This is a genomic window from Amycolatopsis sp. lyj-112 (assembly GCF_046549055.1).
In the GTDB taxonomy this organism is placed as follows: Bacteria; Actinomycetota; Actinomycetes; order Mycobacteriales; family Pseudonocardiaceae; genus Amycolatopsis.
The window spans coordinates 55,802-70,978 of the sequence record NZ_JAJPWS010000018.1 but is presented as its reverse complement, the minus strand read 5'-3'; the positions used below and the strand labels follow the sequence as shown (position 1 = coordinate 70,978).

Below are 15,177 nucleotides of genomic sequence, written 5' to 3'. Positions count from 1 at the left end.
CAGTGACGACCCCGGCGATCGACGCCGCGCTGGCGAGGCGCCTGGTCGACACGCAGTTCCCTCAGTGGGCCGAGCTGCCGCTGCGTCTGCACGCCCCGGCTGGCTCGGACCATGTGATCTACCGGCTGGGCGAGGAGTTCTCCGTTCGGCTCCCTCGCCATGCCGGCGCGATCAAACAGGCGAGGAAGGAGGCCGAGTGGCTGCCCCGGCTCGCCCCGCACCTGCCTCTGGCCATCCCCGTACCGGTGGAGGTGGGAGAACCGGACTTCGGCTATCCGTGGCCATGGGCGGTGTCCCGCTGGCTGGACGGCGAGGTGGCGACCGCCGACGCACTGTCCGGCTCGCACGAGGCCGCCGTCGTGCTGGCCGAGTTCCTGACCGCACTCCACCGTTTCGACGCCGAAAAGACCGAGGATCTCACCGGCCGGCCGCTGTCCACACGAGACACGGCGACGCGATCCGCCATCACGAAGGTCGGTGACACCTTCGATACCACGGCAATGACCGAGCTCTGGGACGCAGCCCTTGCCGCCCCTGAAGGGAACTTTCCACCGGTCTGGTTCCACGGCGACTTCCACACCGGCAACCTGCTGACGACCAGGGGCCGTCTCAGCGCCGTCATCGACTTCGGCGAGCTCGGTACGGGCGATCCGGCTTGCGACCTGATCATCGCCTTCACCCTCATGTCGGCCGAGACACGAGGCACCTTCCGCGCCGCGCTCGACGTCGACGATGCCACCTGGACTCGCGGTCGTGGCTGGGCTTTGGCCACCGGATTGAACGCCTACATCTCCTACGCCGCCGTCAATCCCCGCGTCGCCGCGCAGACCACCCGCCAGATCACCCAGGCCCTCGTCGGCTGAACGTCGCTTGCGAGGTCGTGGGTACACGAACCGCGATCCGCTCTGACCCGCATTGCGACTCACGACCTAAGTCTGTCCCGTGTGTCCGGCCTCGCAAGCGCGGTCGTCTGGGCCGGGGCTGTGTGGAAATAGGGACACTCAACGTCCCTATTTCCACACAGGTCCTTACCGCGGAGCCGATACAGTCCCGCGACATCAGCCCGGCCGCAACCGCCCGGTCAGACCGCAAAGCGCCCGAAACCTGCCGCAACGGCCGCTTCCCCCGCCTCGGAACCGGCCTAAGGTGATCGCTGGGACACCGCAGTCACATCCGGGAGGCAGGCAAATGTCGTTGTTGGCCCAGCTCACCACCGCGATCACCACCGGCACGGTCGAGGTCGTCGACCTCACCGCCCCGCTGAGTGAGACGACGCCGGTACTCCAGCTTCCGGAGCCGTTCTCGAACACGATCCCGTTCGGGCTCGAGGAGATCAGCCGCTACGACGAGCGCGGGCCGCGCTGGTACTGGAACAACATCCACACCGGTGAGCACACGGGCACCCACCTCGACGTTCCGGTGCACTGGCTGTCCGGAAAGGACGGTCACGACGTCTCCGAGGTGCCGTTGCGGACGCTGGTCGCGCCGGCGGTGGTGCTCGACGCCTCCGCTCGCGCGGCCGAGGATCCGGACTATCTGCTGTCGATCGACGACATCCGCGAGTGGGAGCGCGAGCACGGGCCGTTGCCCGACGGCGGCTGGCTGCTGTACCGGACGGGCTGGGACGCGCATTCGCACGATCAGGACGCCTTCCTCAACAACGACGAGAATGGTCCGCATACGCCGGGAATCGCCGCGGATTGCGCCCGCTGGCTCGCGGAGGAGGCACCGATCACCGGGTTCGGCGTGGAGACCGTGGGGACCGACGCCGGTCAGGCGCTGGGCCTCGAACCCGCCTTCCCGTGCCACGAACTCCTTCTGGGCGCGGGAAAACACGGCCTGACGCAGTTGCAGAACCTGGCGAGCCTGCCGGCCACCGGTTCCGTGCTGATCGTCAGTCCGCTCCCGATCGTCGGCGGTTCCGGCAGCCCGCCCGGGTGTACGCGCTGGTCGAACGGGGATGAACGTCGCGACACTGGTCGGCCGGACACTCGCGGAACTCGGTGCGGGAGCCGCGTTCGGAGTGGTGGGCAGCGGCAATTTCGAGGCCACCAACGGGTTACGGGCCGGTGGGGTGCGGTTCGTCGCGGCGCGGCACGAGGGCGGCGCGGCGAGTATGGCCGACGCGTATGCCCGGATGAGCGGCCGCGTGTCGGTGCTGAGCCTTCACCAGGGCTGCGGTCTGACCAACGCGATCACCGGGATCACCGAAGCGGCGAAGAGCCGCACCCCGATGATCGTGCTGACCGCGGACACCGCCGCTTCGGCCGTGCTGTCGAACTTCCGCGTCGACCAGGACGCGCTCGCCACCGCCGTCGGCGCCGTGCCCGAACGCGTCCACGGCTCCGTCACCGCGGTCGCCGACACTGTCCGTGCCTACCGGACGGCGGTGCAGGGGCGCCGCACCGTCCTGCTCAACCTCCCGCTCGACGTCCAAGCCCAGGACGCCCCCGAAGCCGCTTCGGTACCGGAAGTACCAGGTCCGGCGCCGATCCGGCCGGACGCCGCGGCGGTGACGGCTTTGGCCGACCTGCTCGTGGCGGCGCGGCGGCCGGTGTTCATCGCCGGTCGCGGAGCCCGGGAAAGCTCGGCGCCGCTCCGAGCCCTCGCGGAGCGGTCCGGCGCGCTGCTGGCGACTTCGGCGGTGGCGCACGGGCTCTTCCACGGCGATCCCTTCTCGATCGGGATCTCGGGCGGCTTCTCGTCACCGGCCGCGGCGGACCTCATCGGCGGCGCCGACCTCGTGATCGGCTGGGGCTGCGCGCTGAACGGGTGGACCACCCGGCACGGCAGGCTCCTCGGCCCGGACGCCCGGCTGGTCCAGGTCGACGTCGAGCAGGCCGCGCTCGGCGCCCACCGGCTGATCGACCTCGGCGTCGTCGGCGACGTCACGAGCACCGCCGAAGACGTCCATGCCGAACTCGGCAGGCGCGGCCACCAGGGCCAGGGCAGGATCGCCGTGGCGGCACGCTGGAACGACGTCCCGTATGACGATCTGTCCGGGAACGGGCGGATCGATCCGCGCACGCTCAGCCGGCGGCTCGACGAGATCCTGCCGGCCGAACGTGTCGTCTCGATCGACTCCGGCAACTTCATGGGCTACCCGAGCGCGTACCTGTCCGTCCCCGACGAGAACGGCTTCTGCTTCACCCAGGCGTTCCAATGCGTCGGGCTCGGCCTGGGGTCGGCGATCGGCGCGGCACTGGCCCAGCCGGACAGGCTGCCGGTGCTCGGGGTCGGCGACGGCGGCTTCCACATGGCTCTCTCCGAACTGGAAACCGCCGTACGGCTGGGAATCCCGCTCGTCGTGATCGTCTACAACGACGCAGCGTACGGCGCCGAGATCCACCACTTCGGCGACGCCGACATGACCACCGTCCGGTTCCCCGACACCGACATCGCGGCGATCGGCCGCGGCTTCGGCTGCGCCGGGATCACCGTGCGGTCGGTCGAGGACCTGACCGCGGTCGGCGAATGGCTCGGCGGGCCACGCGCCGCGCCGCTCGTCGTCGACGCCAAGATCGCCGGCGACGGCGGCTCGTGGTGGCTCGCCGAAGCCTTCAGCCACTGAATCCCCGAAGTGAGAAGGCCTACACGCCCCAGTCCGGCCGCAACGGCATCTCCGAGTCGCCGTCCGGGCCGGTTTTGACGCCGAGCACCTGGTGCAGTTCGATCTCCCGGCGTTCGAACGCGAGACGGCACGCGGCCAGGTACAGCGCCCAGACCCGGCTCCGGCCCGCTCCCGCCTCGGCGACGGCTTCGTCCCAGTGCTCGTCGAGGTTGGCGCACCACCCGGCGAGGGTCGTGGCGTAGTGCTCGCGGAGGTTCTCCGAATGCCGGACCTCCAGACCGCTGTCGTGGAAGGCCGTGGTGATCTCGCCGACGGATTCCAGTTCGCCGTCGGGGAACACGTAGCGGTCGATGAACCCGCGCGACCGGTGCGCGACGGAGGTGTCCGGGTTCGTGATGCAGTGGTTCAGCAGACGCCCGTGCGTCTTCAGCTTCCCCGCGAGGAAACGGAAGTACGCCGGAAGGTTCCGCGCGCCGATGTGCTCGGTGAGCCCGATCGACGACACGGCGTCGAAGTCCGTCTCGGTGACGTCGCGGTAGTCGAGGTGCCGCACCTCGGCCCGGTCCGCGAGCCCCTTGGTGACGATGTCCTTCTGCGCCCACTGCGCTTGTTCCCGGGAAAGGGTGACGCCCAGCGCCTCGACGCCGTAGTGCTGGACGGCGTGTTCCACCATGCCGCCCCAGCCACAGCCGACGTCCAGCAGCCGCATCCCCGGTTTCAGGCCGAGTTTCTTGCAGACGAGGTCGAACTTGTGCTCCTGCGCCTCTTCCAGCGAGGCGTCGGCGGACGGGAACGCGGCGCAGGTGTAGGCCATCGACGGGCCGAGTACCAGTTCGTAGAACCGGTTCGAGACGTCGTAGTGGTTCGAGATCGCGTTGCTGTCGCGCGCCTTGGAATGCCGCAACCCGTCGAAGCCGCGCTTGAAGCGGCTCGGCAGTTCCTCGGCGGGCGGGGCGACGCGGCGCAGGTGCGCGGGCCCGAGATGGCGCAACAGCCACACGCGGTCGGCGGCGCTGAGCTGATCGACCTGCGCCACGAGCGCGCGGAGAGCGGAGTAGAGGTCACCGTCCACATCGAGCGCGCCGGACACGTAGGCCCGCGCGAGACCGAGGTCCCCGGGCGACGACATCAGGTACGTCAAGGCCAGCGGCGAGCGCACCTGTATCGAAACCGGTGCGTCGGCCGGGCCGCTCGTACTGCCGTCGTAGGCGGTGATCGATACTTCGGCGCTCGCACCGAGCAACCGCTCGAAGATCTTGCCGACAGGCGTCGTCTCAGCCATGTTCGTCTCTCTTCTGCCTGGCCGGATCACCGCCGCCGCACGCATTTCGCGTACAGGTCGAGCAGGCGGCCGTCCGGGTCGTAAGCCGTCTTCAGTTTCCAATAGGCGTCACCGTTGTACAGCCGCCAGAATTCCTCTTCCTCATAGAAACTGTCGGAGTACAGCGACTTTCGCCCGCCGAGTTTCGTCACTTCGGCCTCGATCAGCCGATTGTGCGTATCCGCGGGCTCGCCGGGAGCCAGCGGCACCGCGGACCAGAACCCGAAATTGACGTACAGCGTTTCGGGGTCGAGTTCGTAGAGGGGCGAGTTCACCCCGCCGGGCCGCTGCTTCAGCGGGCAGATCCAGACCGGGCTGATCGGGATCTCGCGGCGGAAAAAGTCCAGGAACTCGGCGGCGCGCGCCAGCGGCACCTCGATGTCCTGGACCACGGTCTCTTCGGGAGGAAGCCGGCGCAGCTTGAGGATCTTCGCCGCGATCCCGAACCGGCGGTCGAGCGCGACCGCCTTCCAGTAGACCGACGACCGCAGCAACCGCCTGCCCATCAGCAGCCGGGGGAGCCTGCTCTGGACGCCGAACGCCCGCGAGCACCAGAACCAGTCCGTGTCCCAGCGCCACAGGTAGTCCCGGACGCTGAGGTAGTCGGTCTCGCGTTCCCGGATCGACTTGTAGTAGATGTCGAGCCAGGTGTAATCGCTGGGCGTGGGCGCGGAGGTGGTGAAGGTGCCCAGGGTCAGGTACTGCTCGCCCGGCCCGAAGATCGTCCCGTCCACGAAGTCGGCCGACCCTGCACGGCAGGCCTCGTCGAGCGCCGCGAAGTATTCCTCGGTGTCGTCGTACCGGACATGGTCGAGCCGCACGTACGGTTTGACCGGTTCGAGTTCGATCTTCAGTCGCAGCGCGTAGCCGAGCGTGCCGTACGAGTTCGGGAAGCCGTGGAAGAGTTCGCTGTGCTCGTTGTCCGGCCGGGCGAGCACGACCCGGCCGTCGCCGGTGAGCAGTTCCATCTCCAGGACGGCCTCGTGGGCGAGGCCGTTGCGGAACGACGACGACTCGATGCCGAGGCCGGTCACCGCGCCGCCCAGGGTGATCGTCTTGAGCTGCGGGACGACCAGCGGCATCAGCCCATGGGGCAGTGTCGCGTCGACCAGCTGCTCGTAGGTGACCATGCCCTCGACGTCGGCCGTCCGCGCCAGCGGATCGACGTCCAGGACGTGCGTGAACCCCGAGACGTCCAGTCCGGGCGTACTGGTCGCCGCCCTGGACCGGAAGAGGTTCGACGTCCGTTTCGCCAGCCGGATCGTGCCGTGGATCCCGGCCAGTTGCCGCCGGAGCTCCTCGGCGCGGGTTTCGTGCTCAGCGAAGCGGACCAGACGGGCCGTAGCCCGTCTGCCGTCCTCGCCGCTAGTCATTCCTGATCGCCATCAGTTCATCGTGCCCCACGAAACCGCGTCGCGCAGCTCTTATATCTCTACCGAAGCTTGTGGAGCGGGACGGCGTTCGCCATCGCGGTGAATCCCTTGTCCCCGGGGTGGAGGTGATCGCCGGAGTCGTACTCCGCCTTCATCCGCTGCGGGTCGGCGGGATCGCGGATCACCGCGTCGAAGTCGATGTACCCGTCGAACAGCCGGCTGGTCCGGATGAACTGGTTGACCGCCTGCCGTGTCCCCTCGAGTTCGGGGGTGTACGAACGCCAGCCCTTCCACGGGGTGATCGTCGCGCCGAGCACCCGCAGGCCTTGGTCGTGCGCCCGGGTGGCGATCTGCTTGAGCGCCGAGATGATCTTGTTCGGATCGGTCTGGTGGGGCGTCTGCTGGATGTCGTTGATGCCCTCGAACACGATCGCCGTCCGCACGCCGGACTGGTTCAGCACGTCGCGGTCGAGCCGTGCGAGCGCGTTGACGCCGTAGCCGCCGCCGTCGAGCAGGAGGCGGTTCCCGCTGATCCCGGCGTTGAGCACGCCCAGGTCGCGGTTGATCTTGTCGGCCAGCTGGTCGGGCCAGCGCAGGTTCCCGCCCCAGGTCGAGGCCGCGCCGTCGGTGATCGAGTCGCCGAGCGCCACGACGCTGCCGCGCAGGCCGGGTGCCTTGACGTCCACTCCGGACACGTAGTGCCACACCGCGGTCCGCTCCGGGAACGCCGTCGCGGACTCGTCGGCGGCCTTGTCGCCGTCACGGGTGAAGTACGAGTTCTGCATGGCCAGCGGGTGGTGGGTGACCGGCCCGGACGGTGTCGGCGTGTAGGTGGTCACCAGCAGGTCGCCGTCCCTGGGCACGTTCAGCGCGGCGCCGTCGCTGAGGATGTCGGCGCCCGCCGGCACGGTGACCTCGCGGTCGCCGCCGAAGGTCAGCGTGCGCATCGTGCCGGGGACCGCCTGCGGCGTGTCCGGCCCGGCGGCGACGGCCACGGTCACGTGGCCGAACAGCACCGGGGTGCGGCCGAACGCGTTGGACAGCCGCACCCGCACCTCGCGCCCGCCGGCGCTGGTGTGCACGATGTTGCGGATCGAGAAGTTCGGATAGCCGTTTTCGGTGCCGGCGACCCCGGCCGCGGGCGACGACGCCCACGTGCCCACCCAACCGGCCGCCGTGTACCCGAAATCGGGCGCCGCAGGGGCCGCGGAGACGGCCGTCGCGCTCGGAACCGCTCCCCAAAGCAAGATCACTGCCACCAGAAGGCGTTTCATCCCTCGATCATGACAGCGCTTTCCGGCGAACGGTATCCGCCGGATGGAACTGATCACCCCCGGGAGTCGCGGTTGGCGGGCTGCCGCGGTTAGTCCTCTAGTGTCGTGCGTCGGAAAGTACCGCTTTGTGGTCCTTCAGGCGCATGTCAGCGAGCCTCCGCCCAATCGGCGTGATCGAAGTTCCGTCCATCGCCGCCGTCGGTCACCCGCAGGCTGAGCATCCGGACGCCGGTGGTGTCGACGGTCCTAAGTAGACCGACAGCTCGGACGGCGCGTGCACGCCGATGCCCTTCGCAACCTCCAGTCCGACGCCGTTCCCGGACTATCGCGGACAAAGTGATTCGCCCGATCGCGCTAGGCTGAGCGGATGAAGCCCGCCGCTCTCAAGAAGCTCTGCCTCGCTTTGCCCGGCGCTCGCGAGGAGTTCCCTTTCGACGAGGGCACCAGCGTGTTCAAGGTCGCGGGCAAGGTTTTCGCGCTCGGCCCGCTGAAGGCGAAGCCGCTGCGGATCAGCCTCAAATGCGACCCCGAACTGGCGGTCCAGCTGAGGGCGGAGCACCCGGCGATCATTCCCGGCTATCACCTGAACAAGCAGCACTGGAACACCGTCGAACTGGACGGCTCGCTCACCGGCGACTTCGTCCGGGAGATGATCGAGGACTCCTATGACCTCGTTGTCGCCGGCCTGCCGAAACGGGAGCAGGAGAAGCTGAAGTGGGTCGCGCTCAGCCAGGAGTGACCCGGCGGGTTTCATCGGGATTTCATCCGGCCGTGCTCGCCGGGCCTCCTACCGTGGGCGGAGACGGGTGCCGACCGCCGCAGGATGACGGGCCGGACGCCACTTCCTAGGCTGAGGTGGTGCTGGAGATCTTGCGTGACCGGTTCCGGGCACGGGTGCAGGTCAGTCTCACCCGGGCCGGGTTGAGCCTGCCGTGGTGGGGAGCGTTGTGCGCCACCGGGGTGAGTGTGGTGTTCACGCTGGTCGCGTTGCTGCAAAGGGATGCCTTGTTCTCGCCGCGGCCGCTCGCACTGGCCGGGCTGCTCGTGATCGCGCCGTCACTGATCTGGGTCGCCACCGGCTGGATCGTGCCGTGGGTGCGGATGGCGGCACTGATCGCCGCGGCCTCGACCCTGCTCATCGAGCCCGTACTCCCGGATTTCGCGCCGTTGCTGCTGCTGGTCGCGGCCACCGAAGCGGGCAGTGTCCTGAAGACGACGCTGGGGATCGTCGTGACCGTCTTCCTGTCCGAGGCGGTCCTGGTCGTGGCGGGGATCTGGGGCGGGCTGATCGGCGGGCCGGTGTACATGGTCGCGATCCTGCTCGGCCTCAGCGGCGGGCTCGTGGTCCGCTGGTACACCCGCGTGCTGGAGGCCGAACGCGGTAAACGCGACGTCGCCCGGGACAAGGCGATGCTGGCCGAGCGGCAGCGCATCGCCCGTGAGGTGCACGACATCGTCGGGCATTCGCTCAGCATCACGCTGCTGCATCTGACCGGGGCGAGGCACGCGCTACAGCAGGATCGCGACGTCGACGAGGCGATCGAGGCGCTCACCGAGGCCGAACAGGTGGGCCGGTCGGCGATGGCCGACGTCCGCCGCACCGTCGGCCTCCTCGCCGACACCCCCTCGGGCAGCAGCCCGCTGCCGGGCGTGGAGGATATCGCCACGCTGGTCGAACGGACCCGCGTCGCCGGGCTCGAGGTGCGCTATACGCAGGACGGCGACCTCGCCCACGTCGGCGCCTCGGAAGGATTGGGTCTCTACCGGATCGTGCAGGAGTCTCTCGTCAACGTAGTCAAACACGCGCCCGGCGCGACCGCGGAGGTCCGGCTGCGCGCCGGGTCGACCGGTGCCCGGCTCACCGTCAGCAACAACCTGCCCGCCACGGTCCGGCGATCGTCTGACGACGGGTCCGGCCTGGCGGGGATGGCCGCCAGGGCGACCCAGCTCGGCGCCGAACTCAGCGCCGGGCCGAAAGGGCGGCAGTGGGTCGTGGAGGTCAGCGTGCCGGGAACCCGGGCGGTGACGTCATGACCGCGGCCGTGGAGGTCCGGGTCCTGCTGGTCGACGACCAGGAGCTGGCCCGGTCCGGGCTGCGGCGCATCCTCCGGCGCCGCGACGGGTTCGTCATCGCGGGGGAATGCGGCGACGGCTCGGAGGTGCCCGCGGCGCTCGCCGCGCACGAGGTCGACGTCGTCGTGATGGACCTGCGGATGAAGAACGTCGGCGGGGTCGAAGCGACCAGGCGGCTGCGGCGGTCCGGTAGTCATCCGCCGGTGCTCGCGTTGACCACCTTCGACGACGACCGGCTGCTGGCCGACGCGTTGCGTGCCGGCGCGGCGGGCTACGTCCTCAAGGATTCCTCGGCCGAAGACCTCATCCGGGCCGTGCGTGTGGTCGCCGGAGGCGAGGCCTGGCTCGACCCGGGGGTGACCTCCCGGGTGCTCGCCACCTACCGGCAGGCCGCCGGGGACGGCCGCTCCGGGCTCTCGCCGGAGCTGCTGACCCCACGCGAACAGGACGTGCTCCGAGCGGTCGGCCGCGGGCTGACCAACGCGGAGATCGCCGCGGCGCTGGTGATCTCGGAGGTGACCGTGAAGAGCCACATCGGGCGGATCTTCACCAAGCTGCAGTTGCGGGACAGAGCCGCGGCGATCGTCTATGCGTTCGATCACGGGATCGTGGTGCCGGGCTAGCCATGCGAAACGATGGGGGAGTGATGGGGGACGGGGGAGTGATGGGGACGATGCCGGATTCGCGGCTTCGGTTCGAGGTGCTCGGCCCGTTGCGGGCCTGGCAGGGAGACACCCGGCTGGACCTCGGTCCGGTCCGGCAGCAGGCCGTGCTGGCCGCGTTGCTGCTGCGCCCGGACGTGACGGTCAGCCAAGCGGAACTCACCGACGGGCTGTGGGAGCGGCCGCCGGAGTCGAACGTGCTGCCGGTCTACGTCCGGCGCCTGCGGCAGTGCCTGGACACCTCCGGGCAGCGGCCGCGGGATTCGGTGATCGTCTCCGACCGCGGCGGCTACCGGTTCGCCAGCGGCGGGGTGCGGCTGGACGTGGCCCGGTTGGAAGAGGTCGCCGTCGCCGCCGCCGCGGCCGAGGAAGCCGGCGATCTCATGGCCGCGGTGGACACCTTCGCGGACGCGCTCCAGCTGTTCCACGGTGAGCCGCTGACCGGCCTGCCCGGCGCGTTCGTCCAAGGCGAGCGGAGGCGGCTGGAGGAACGCAAACTCCTGCTGCTGCGCCGGAAACTGCAGGCACAGCTGAAACTCGGCCGGTTCGACGAGGTGATCGGCGAGCTGTCCGCGCTGGTCTCGACCGATCCGCCGAGCGAGCCGCTGGCCGCGCTGCTCATGCGCGCCCTCTACGGCGGCGGGCGCCAGGCCGAGGCCTTGGAGGTGTTCACCGACGTCCGCGAGCGGCTGGTGGACCAGCTCGCCGTCGAGCCGGGCGAGGAACTTCGCCAGATGCAGGAGGCGGTGCTGCGCGGGGACGACGCGCTGCTCGGCGTCGCGCAGCGCCGGGAGACGCCGCGCCGCGTCCGCAACGAACTGCCCGCCACCATCGGTGAGCTGGAGGGGCGCGACCGGGAACTCGCGCTGCTCGTCGACAGTGCCGACCCGGTGGCGGTTTCGGTCGACGCCGTGGACGGTGTCGCGGGAGCGGGCAAGACGACGCTCGCGGTGCGGGCGGCGCATCTGCTCCGCGAGTCCTATCCGGACGGTGCGCTGTTCGTGGATCTGCACGGGCACACCGAAGGCCGCGACCCGGTGGTTCCGGAACGCGTGCTGCGGCGGCTGCTCCGCGCTGTCGGCGTCGAAGACGGCGCGATGCCGGACGATCTCGACGAACTGGCCGCGTCGTGGCGGGCGGCGACCGCGCAGCTGCGGCTGCTGCTGGTGCTCGACAACGCCGAGTCGGCGGGGCAGGTGCGGCCGCTGCTGCCGGCCGGGCCCGGTAGCAAGGTACTGGTGACCAGCAGGCGGCGACTGTCCGGATTGGACACCGATCGCCGGGTCTCCCTCGGCGCGCTGGGTCTCGACGCCGCGGAACGGCTGCTCGGCCGGATCGTGGGGAAGCCGAGGGCGGAGGGCGAGCGGTTCGCCGTGCGCGCGCTCGCCGGGTTGTGCGGGCGGTTGCCGCTCGCGCTGAGGATCGCCGGCGCCCGGTTGCAGAACCGTCCGATGTGGACGTTCAAGGACCTGGTGGACCGGATGTCGGACGACGAGCGGCGGCTCGGCGAGCTGACCGCCGAGGACCGCAGTGTCGAGATGGCGCTGCAACTGTCGTACGAGCAGCTTCGGCCCGCCGAGCAGCGCACGTTCGGCGTGCTCGGCCTGTCGCCGACGCCGGAGTTCGACAGGCTCTCGGTGGCCGCTCTGCTGGATTGCTCACCCGCCGAGGCCGAACGCGGGCTGGAGAGCCTCGTCGACGCGAGCCTGCTGCAGGAACCGGCGAGCGGCCGGTACCGGTTGCACGATCTGGTGGCCGTGTACGCGCGAAGACTGGCGAGTGACGAACCCGCCGAAGTCGTGGAAGCGGCACGGAAGCGAGTGTTCGGGCTGTACCTGAGCGCCGCGCGCCGGGCGAGCGAATGGGGCGTCGCCCGGTTCCCGGTCGAGGCCGATGGCGGGCCCTTCACCGGGCAACGGGTCGCCGCGACCTGGCTCGATCTCGCGGGCGAACTGCCCGACGTCGTCACCCAGGCCGCCGAGGCGGGGCTGGACGATTACGCCTGCTCGATCGCCGAGGCGCTCGTCGACTACCTCGCCCGGCAGGAGCGGTACCACGAATCCCGGGCGGCGCTGGAGATCGCGCTGCCGCTCGCCGAACAGGCCGCCGACGAACGGATGGTCTCGTCGCTGCGTTTCTGCCTCGGCTACTCCTACGGCATGCAGGGGCACCTGGACCAGGCACGCGGGTGGTTCGACGACGCCCTGCTGGCCGGCCAGGCCTCAGGCGACCGCGGGGTGGAGGCGCGGGCGCTGGGCGGGCTCACCATGGTGGACCTGATCGCGGGACGGCACGATCTCGCGTTCCCCGGGATGCGGCAGGTGATGATCCTGGCCGAGGAGGTGGGGGACGGCTGGCTCGCCGAACGGGCGTTGTCCGCGCTCGGCTATCTCGCCTACTTGAACGGGGACTACGAGGAAGCACTCGGCCACCTCGGACGCGCTCATGAGCTGAGCGAGGAGATCGGCAGTCCCGGGATGCGGGCGAGGACGCTGTGCCATATCGGCACGGTCCGGCTCGACCTCGGCATGTTCGCCGAGGCCGCGATGGATCTCCGGCGTGCCGCGGAACTGGCCGAGGAGACGACGGACGCGCTGCTGGCGGCGACCAGCCTCGCCCGGCTGGGCAGCGCGGAACTGGAACTCGGGAATCTCGGCAAGGCGTTCGAACTCCAGCGGCGCGCGCTGACCGCGGTCACCGAGGAGACCATCATCGGGATGGAGACCGAGATCCGGAACCGGCTCGGCCACACCCATCTCGCCGCGGGCGACCCGGCGGGTGCGCGGGAGCAGTTCGAGTGGGTGCTCACCGCCACCGGACCCGAGGATCAGTCCTTGCAGCGCACCCGCGCGCTGGAAGGCCTGAACCTCACCAGACCGTCGGCACACCTGCGTTGAGGATCTCGAAGCGGCGGCCGTTCATCGCCGTCCGCCAGCGCGCGAAGTAGGCGTCGCCGGCGTCGGTCACGTGCACCCCGTCGCGGACCTCGTGGACGACGCAAGCCCAGTTCGCTTCGTCGCACAGCACCAGTTCCCGCGGTGCCCCGCGCGTCCGAAGCACGGACGAGCAAAGGGCCCCGCGGGAACCGACGCTGCCGTCGTCGAGGCAGCGCCGGAGGTCGTCGATGGCCTGAGCGGCGGTCTCGAACAGCGTCCACCGGTACTTGGGCGAGGGTCGCCCGGTCGCCCAAGGCTCGAAGAACGCCGCCCAGCTCCAGCCCGGCCCGAGGCTCCCGTCCCGTTCGCCGGGACTCGCCGCGGGATCCCGCGGCGCCACCGTGGTGAAGGGAGTCCGCCTTGCCGGGCTCATCCATGCCTCCTCATCGACCGATCCATTGAGGACGGACGGTAGGGCGGAGCCATGAAATCCCGATGAAACGGGTCTCAGGTCTGGGGCACCGCCGTGAGGTGCCGCCCGTTGAGCGGTTGCGGCGCGCGGGCATTTCCGCCGCTGAACAGCCCCTGGAACCGCGCGATCGTCGCCGGGGCGACGGTCTGCTCGGACATCAGGAACCACTGGACCCCCTCGGTGAACGGCGCCGTCGTCAGCGAGCCGTTGTAGCGGAGCGTGCCGCGGTTGCGGGGGAGCAGAGAGTTGAGGTCGAAGTCCTCCAGCGCCACCGTCTCGCCGCATTCCGGCGCCAGTTTCGCCAGGACGTCGTCCACCGTGGAATGCGCGCCCGCGCGCAACGGCACGCCGATCACCAGCAGTTTCCCGGCGGCGCTCCGGTGTACGAAATGCATTTCCAGTGGATCCGCGCGGCCCTGAAAACGGTGTTCGGACGGGGTGTGGAAATGGAACTGCTCGAGTTCATAGCGGACGCCGGCGAGGGTGACGTGCCCGGTGCCGGGTCTGACCACGGCTTCTTCGGTTTCTTCGTGATTTCTCGTACTGCATCCGTCGGAAGCCGCCGCATCCTTTCGGACGTATTCGAGGTCCAGATCCGAGTGGCTGTAGGAGATGGTGAGCTCGGGCTGGCCGGGATCGAACCGGATCGCGCCGGGAGAAATGTCGACAGGGCTCTGGGACGGCTGCCGTGACTGGGCGGTGGTACCGCCCGCGGTGAGCAGGAATCCGGCGAGGGCGAGGGGAACGACGAATGCGGTAAGGCGCCTGCGCGTCACGCTCTGAACCTTTCGAGGACCCGAATGAACTGTGATCATCCGGACAAAGTCGGCATCACCCCATTGGGTGGTGCGCGCGAGAAGAACACATCTTTTGCCTGCATCGGAAAATGCGCAAGTCCCCTGAGTAGGGCAAAATAAGACACATTCTCTCCTTTCGTACGAAACGGAGAGTGATTTACGTCGGCATTCCGCGAAAGCTTTACTGTACGCATCCGGGTCGACACCCGTAGTATCCGGAGCGTGTCGATCTTGCCTGCGTTGATCTTCCTGGTGGCCTTCTTTCCCGCTGTCGAACCGGTTCCGCGATCCGGCGCCTGCGAGGGCGCGGAAGGGGTGACGGTCGCCGCCGACCTCGGGGGCGAGGTCCTCGTCCGATGCGTGCCCGGCTCACCCGGAGACGCCAGGACCGCGCTCGAGCGCTCCGGTCTCGCGGTGCGCCTCGGGAGCGGAACCGGGCCATACGGCGAATCCGGCTACGTGTGCCGCGTCGAAGACCTGCCCGAGGCCGATCCGTGTACCGGCCATCGGGACGGCGCGCCGTTCTGGAAGGTGTGGCGGGCCGGCGTGGATCCCCTTGCCTGGCGTGAATCCCGGACGCAAGGCGGGCCCGGTGCCGTCCGCGTCTGCCCTGGTGGGCTCGTCGGGTTCGGCTTCGGGCCCCGGACGTCGCAGATGACGGTGCCGCCCGAGCAGGTGGTGACCACGCCCGGGTGGCTGCCGCCGCACTGCCCTTAGCGAATCGCGGGACGAAGAGGAGCGCCGATCGGTGCTGGTGG

The 15,177-nt window shown here is 69.7% G+C and carries 13 protein-coding genes and 1 pseudogene; 8 read left to right on the top strand and 6 right to left on the bottom strand.

Translation table 11 applies throughout. The features are described 5' to 3' along the window. The first annotated feature begins 2 nt into the window (after positions 1 to 2). The 3 genes and pseudogenes from ACLJRL_RS36835 to ACLJRL_RS36825 all read left to right on the top strand — a co-directional run bounded on the left by ACLJRL_RS36835 (position 3) and on the right by ACLJRL_RS36825 (position 3,571). The gene (locus ACLJRL_RS36835; RefSeq protein ID WP_410661011.1) at positions 3 to 863 is read left to right on the top strand and encodes an aminoglycoside phosphotransferase family protein; all 861 of its coding nucleotides are present in this window, start codon (positions 3 to 5) and stop codon (positions 861 to 863) included. 325 nt (positions 864 to 1,188) lie between these two features. After that, a pseudogene (locus ACLJRL_RS36830) lies at positions 1,189 to 1,964 on the top strand (cyclase family protein). Next, a complete protein-coding gene (locus ACLJRL_RS36825; RefSeq protein ID WP_410661010.1) occupies positions 1,961 to 3,571 on the top strand; it encodes a thiamine pyrophosphate-binding protein in 1,611 nt (536 codons plus the stop codon). The pseudogene ACLJRL_RS36830 and the gene ACLJRL_RS36825 overlap by 4 nt, the downstream one beginning before the upstream one ends. Positions 3,572 to 3,590: 19 nt before the next feature. Here the strand turns inward: ACLJRL_RS36825 and ACLJRL_RS36820 are convergent, their stop codons facing one another. The 4 genes from ACLJRL_RS36820 to ACLJRL_RS36805 form a co-directional block, all read right to left on the bottom strand. Continuing rightward, complete coding sequence (locus tag ACLJRL_RS36820; protein ID WP_410661009.1) at positions 3,591 to 4,853, bottom strand: class I SAM-dependent methyltransferase; 1,263 nt, start codon at positions 4,851 to 4,853, stop codon at positions 3,591 to 3,593. Between the two features lie 26 nt (positions 4,854 to 4,879). Then, a complete protein-coding gene (locus ACLJRL_RS36815; RefSeq protein ID WP_410661008.1) occupies positions 4,880 to 6,265 on the bottom strand; it encodes an FAD-binding oxidoreductase in 1,386 nt (461 codons plus the stop codon). Positions 6,266 to 6,324: 59 nt separating this feature from the next. After that, positions 6,325 to 7,539: an SGNH/GDSL hydrolase family protein gene (locus ACLJRL_RS36810; RefSeq protein WP_410661007.1), complete on the bottom strand. Its 1,215-nt coding sequence runs from the start codon at positions 7,537 to 7,539 to the stop codon at positions 6,325 to 6,327. A gap of 146 nt (positions 7,540 to 7,685) precedes the next feature. After that, positions 7,686 to 7,874: an NPCBM/NEW2 domain-containing protein gene (locus tag ACLJRL_RS36805; protein ID WP_410661006.1), complete on the bottom strand. Its 189-nt coding sequence runs from the start codon at positions 7,872 to 7,874 to the stop codon at positions 7,686 to 7,688. A 32-nt stretch (positions 7,875 to 7,906) separates the two neighbouring features. Here ACLJRL_RS36805 and ACLJRL_RS36800 point away from each other — a divergent pair, with 32 nt between their 5' ends. From ACLJRL_RS36800 to ACLJRL_RS36785, 4 genes are all read left to right on the top strand, one after another. Continuing rightward, positions 7,907 to 8,278, top strand: coding sequence for an MmcQ/YjbR family DNA-binding protein (locus tag ACLJRL_RS36800; protein ID WP_410661005.1), 372 nt, complete (start codon positions 7,907 to 7,909; stop codon positions 8,276 to 8,278). Between the two features lie 119 nt (positions 8,279 to 8,397). Then, the gene (locus ACLJRL_RS36795) at positions 8,398 to 9,573 is read left to right on the top strand and encodes a sensor histidine kinase (RefSeq protein WP_410661004.1); all 1,176 of its coding nucleotides are present in this window, start codon (positions 8,398 to 8,400) and stop codon (positions 9,571 to 9,573) included. After that, a complete protein-coding gene (locus ACLJRL_RS36790) occupies positions 9,570 to 10,235 on the top strand; it encodes a response regulator transcription factor (protein ID WP_410661003.1) in 666 nt (221 codons plus the stop codon). The genes ACLJRL_RS36795 and ACLJRL_RS36790 overlap by 4 nt, the downstream gene beginning before the upstream one ends. 23 nt (positions 10,236 to 10,258) lie before the next feature. Continuing rightward, complete coding sequence (locus tag ACLJRL_RS36785; protein ID WP_410661002.1) at positions 10,259 to 13,171, top strand: BTAD domain-containing putative transcriptional regulator; 2,913 nt, start codon at positions 10,259 to 10,261, stop codon at positions 13,169 to 13,171. Here ACLJRL_RS36785 and ACLJRL_RS36780 read toward each other — a convergent pair. Together ACLJRL_RS36780 and ACLJRL_RS36775 are read right to left on the bottom strand one after the other, a co-directional pair. Continuing rightward, complete coding sequence (locus ACLJRL_RS36780; protein ID WP_410661001.1) at positions 13,143 to 13,583, bottom strand: hypothetical protein; 441 nt, start codon at positions 13,581 to 13,583, stop codon at positions 13,143 to 13,145. The two genes, ACLJRL_RS36785 and ACLJRL_RS36780, sit on opposite strands and share 29 nt — an antisense overlap. 74 nt (positions 13,584 to 13,657) lie before the next feature. Beyond that, the gene (locus tag ACLJRL_RS36775) at positions 13,658 to 14,398 is read right to left on the bottom strand and encodes a carbonic anhydrase family protein (protein ID WP_410661000.1); all 741 of its coding nucleotides are present in this window, start codon (positions 14,396 to 14,398) and stop codon (positions 13,658 to 13,660) included. Between the two features lie 243 nt (positions 14,399 to 14,641). Between ACLJRL_RS36775 and ACLJRL_RS36770 the strand changes: the two genes are divergently transcribed. Then, positions 14,642 to 15,136, top strand: a complete 495-nt coding sequence (locus ACLJRL_RS36770; RefSeq protein WP_410660999.1) for a hypothetical protein — start codon at positions 14,642 to 14,644, stop codon at positions 15,134 to 15,136. Positions 15,137 to 15,177 lie beyond the last annotated feature (41 nt).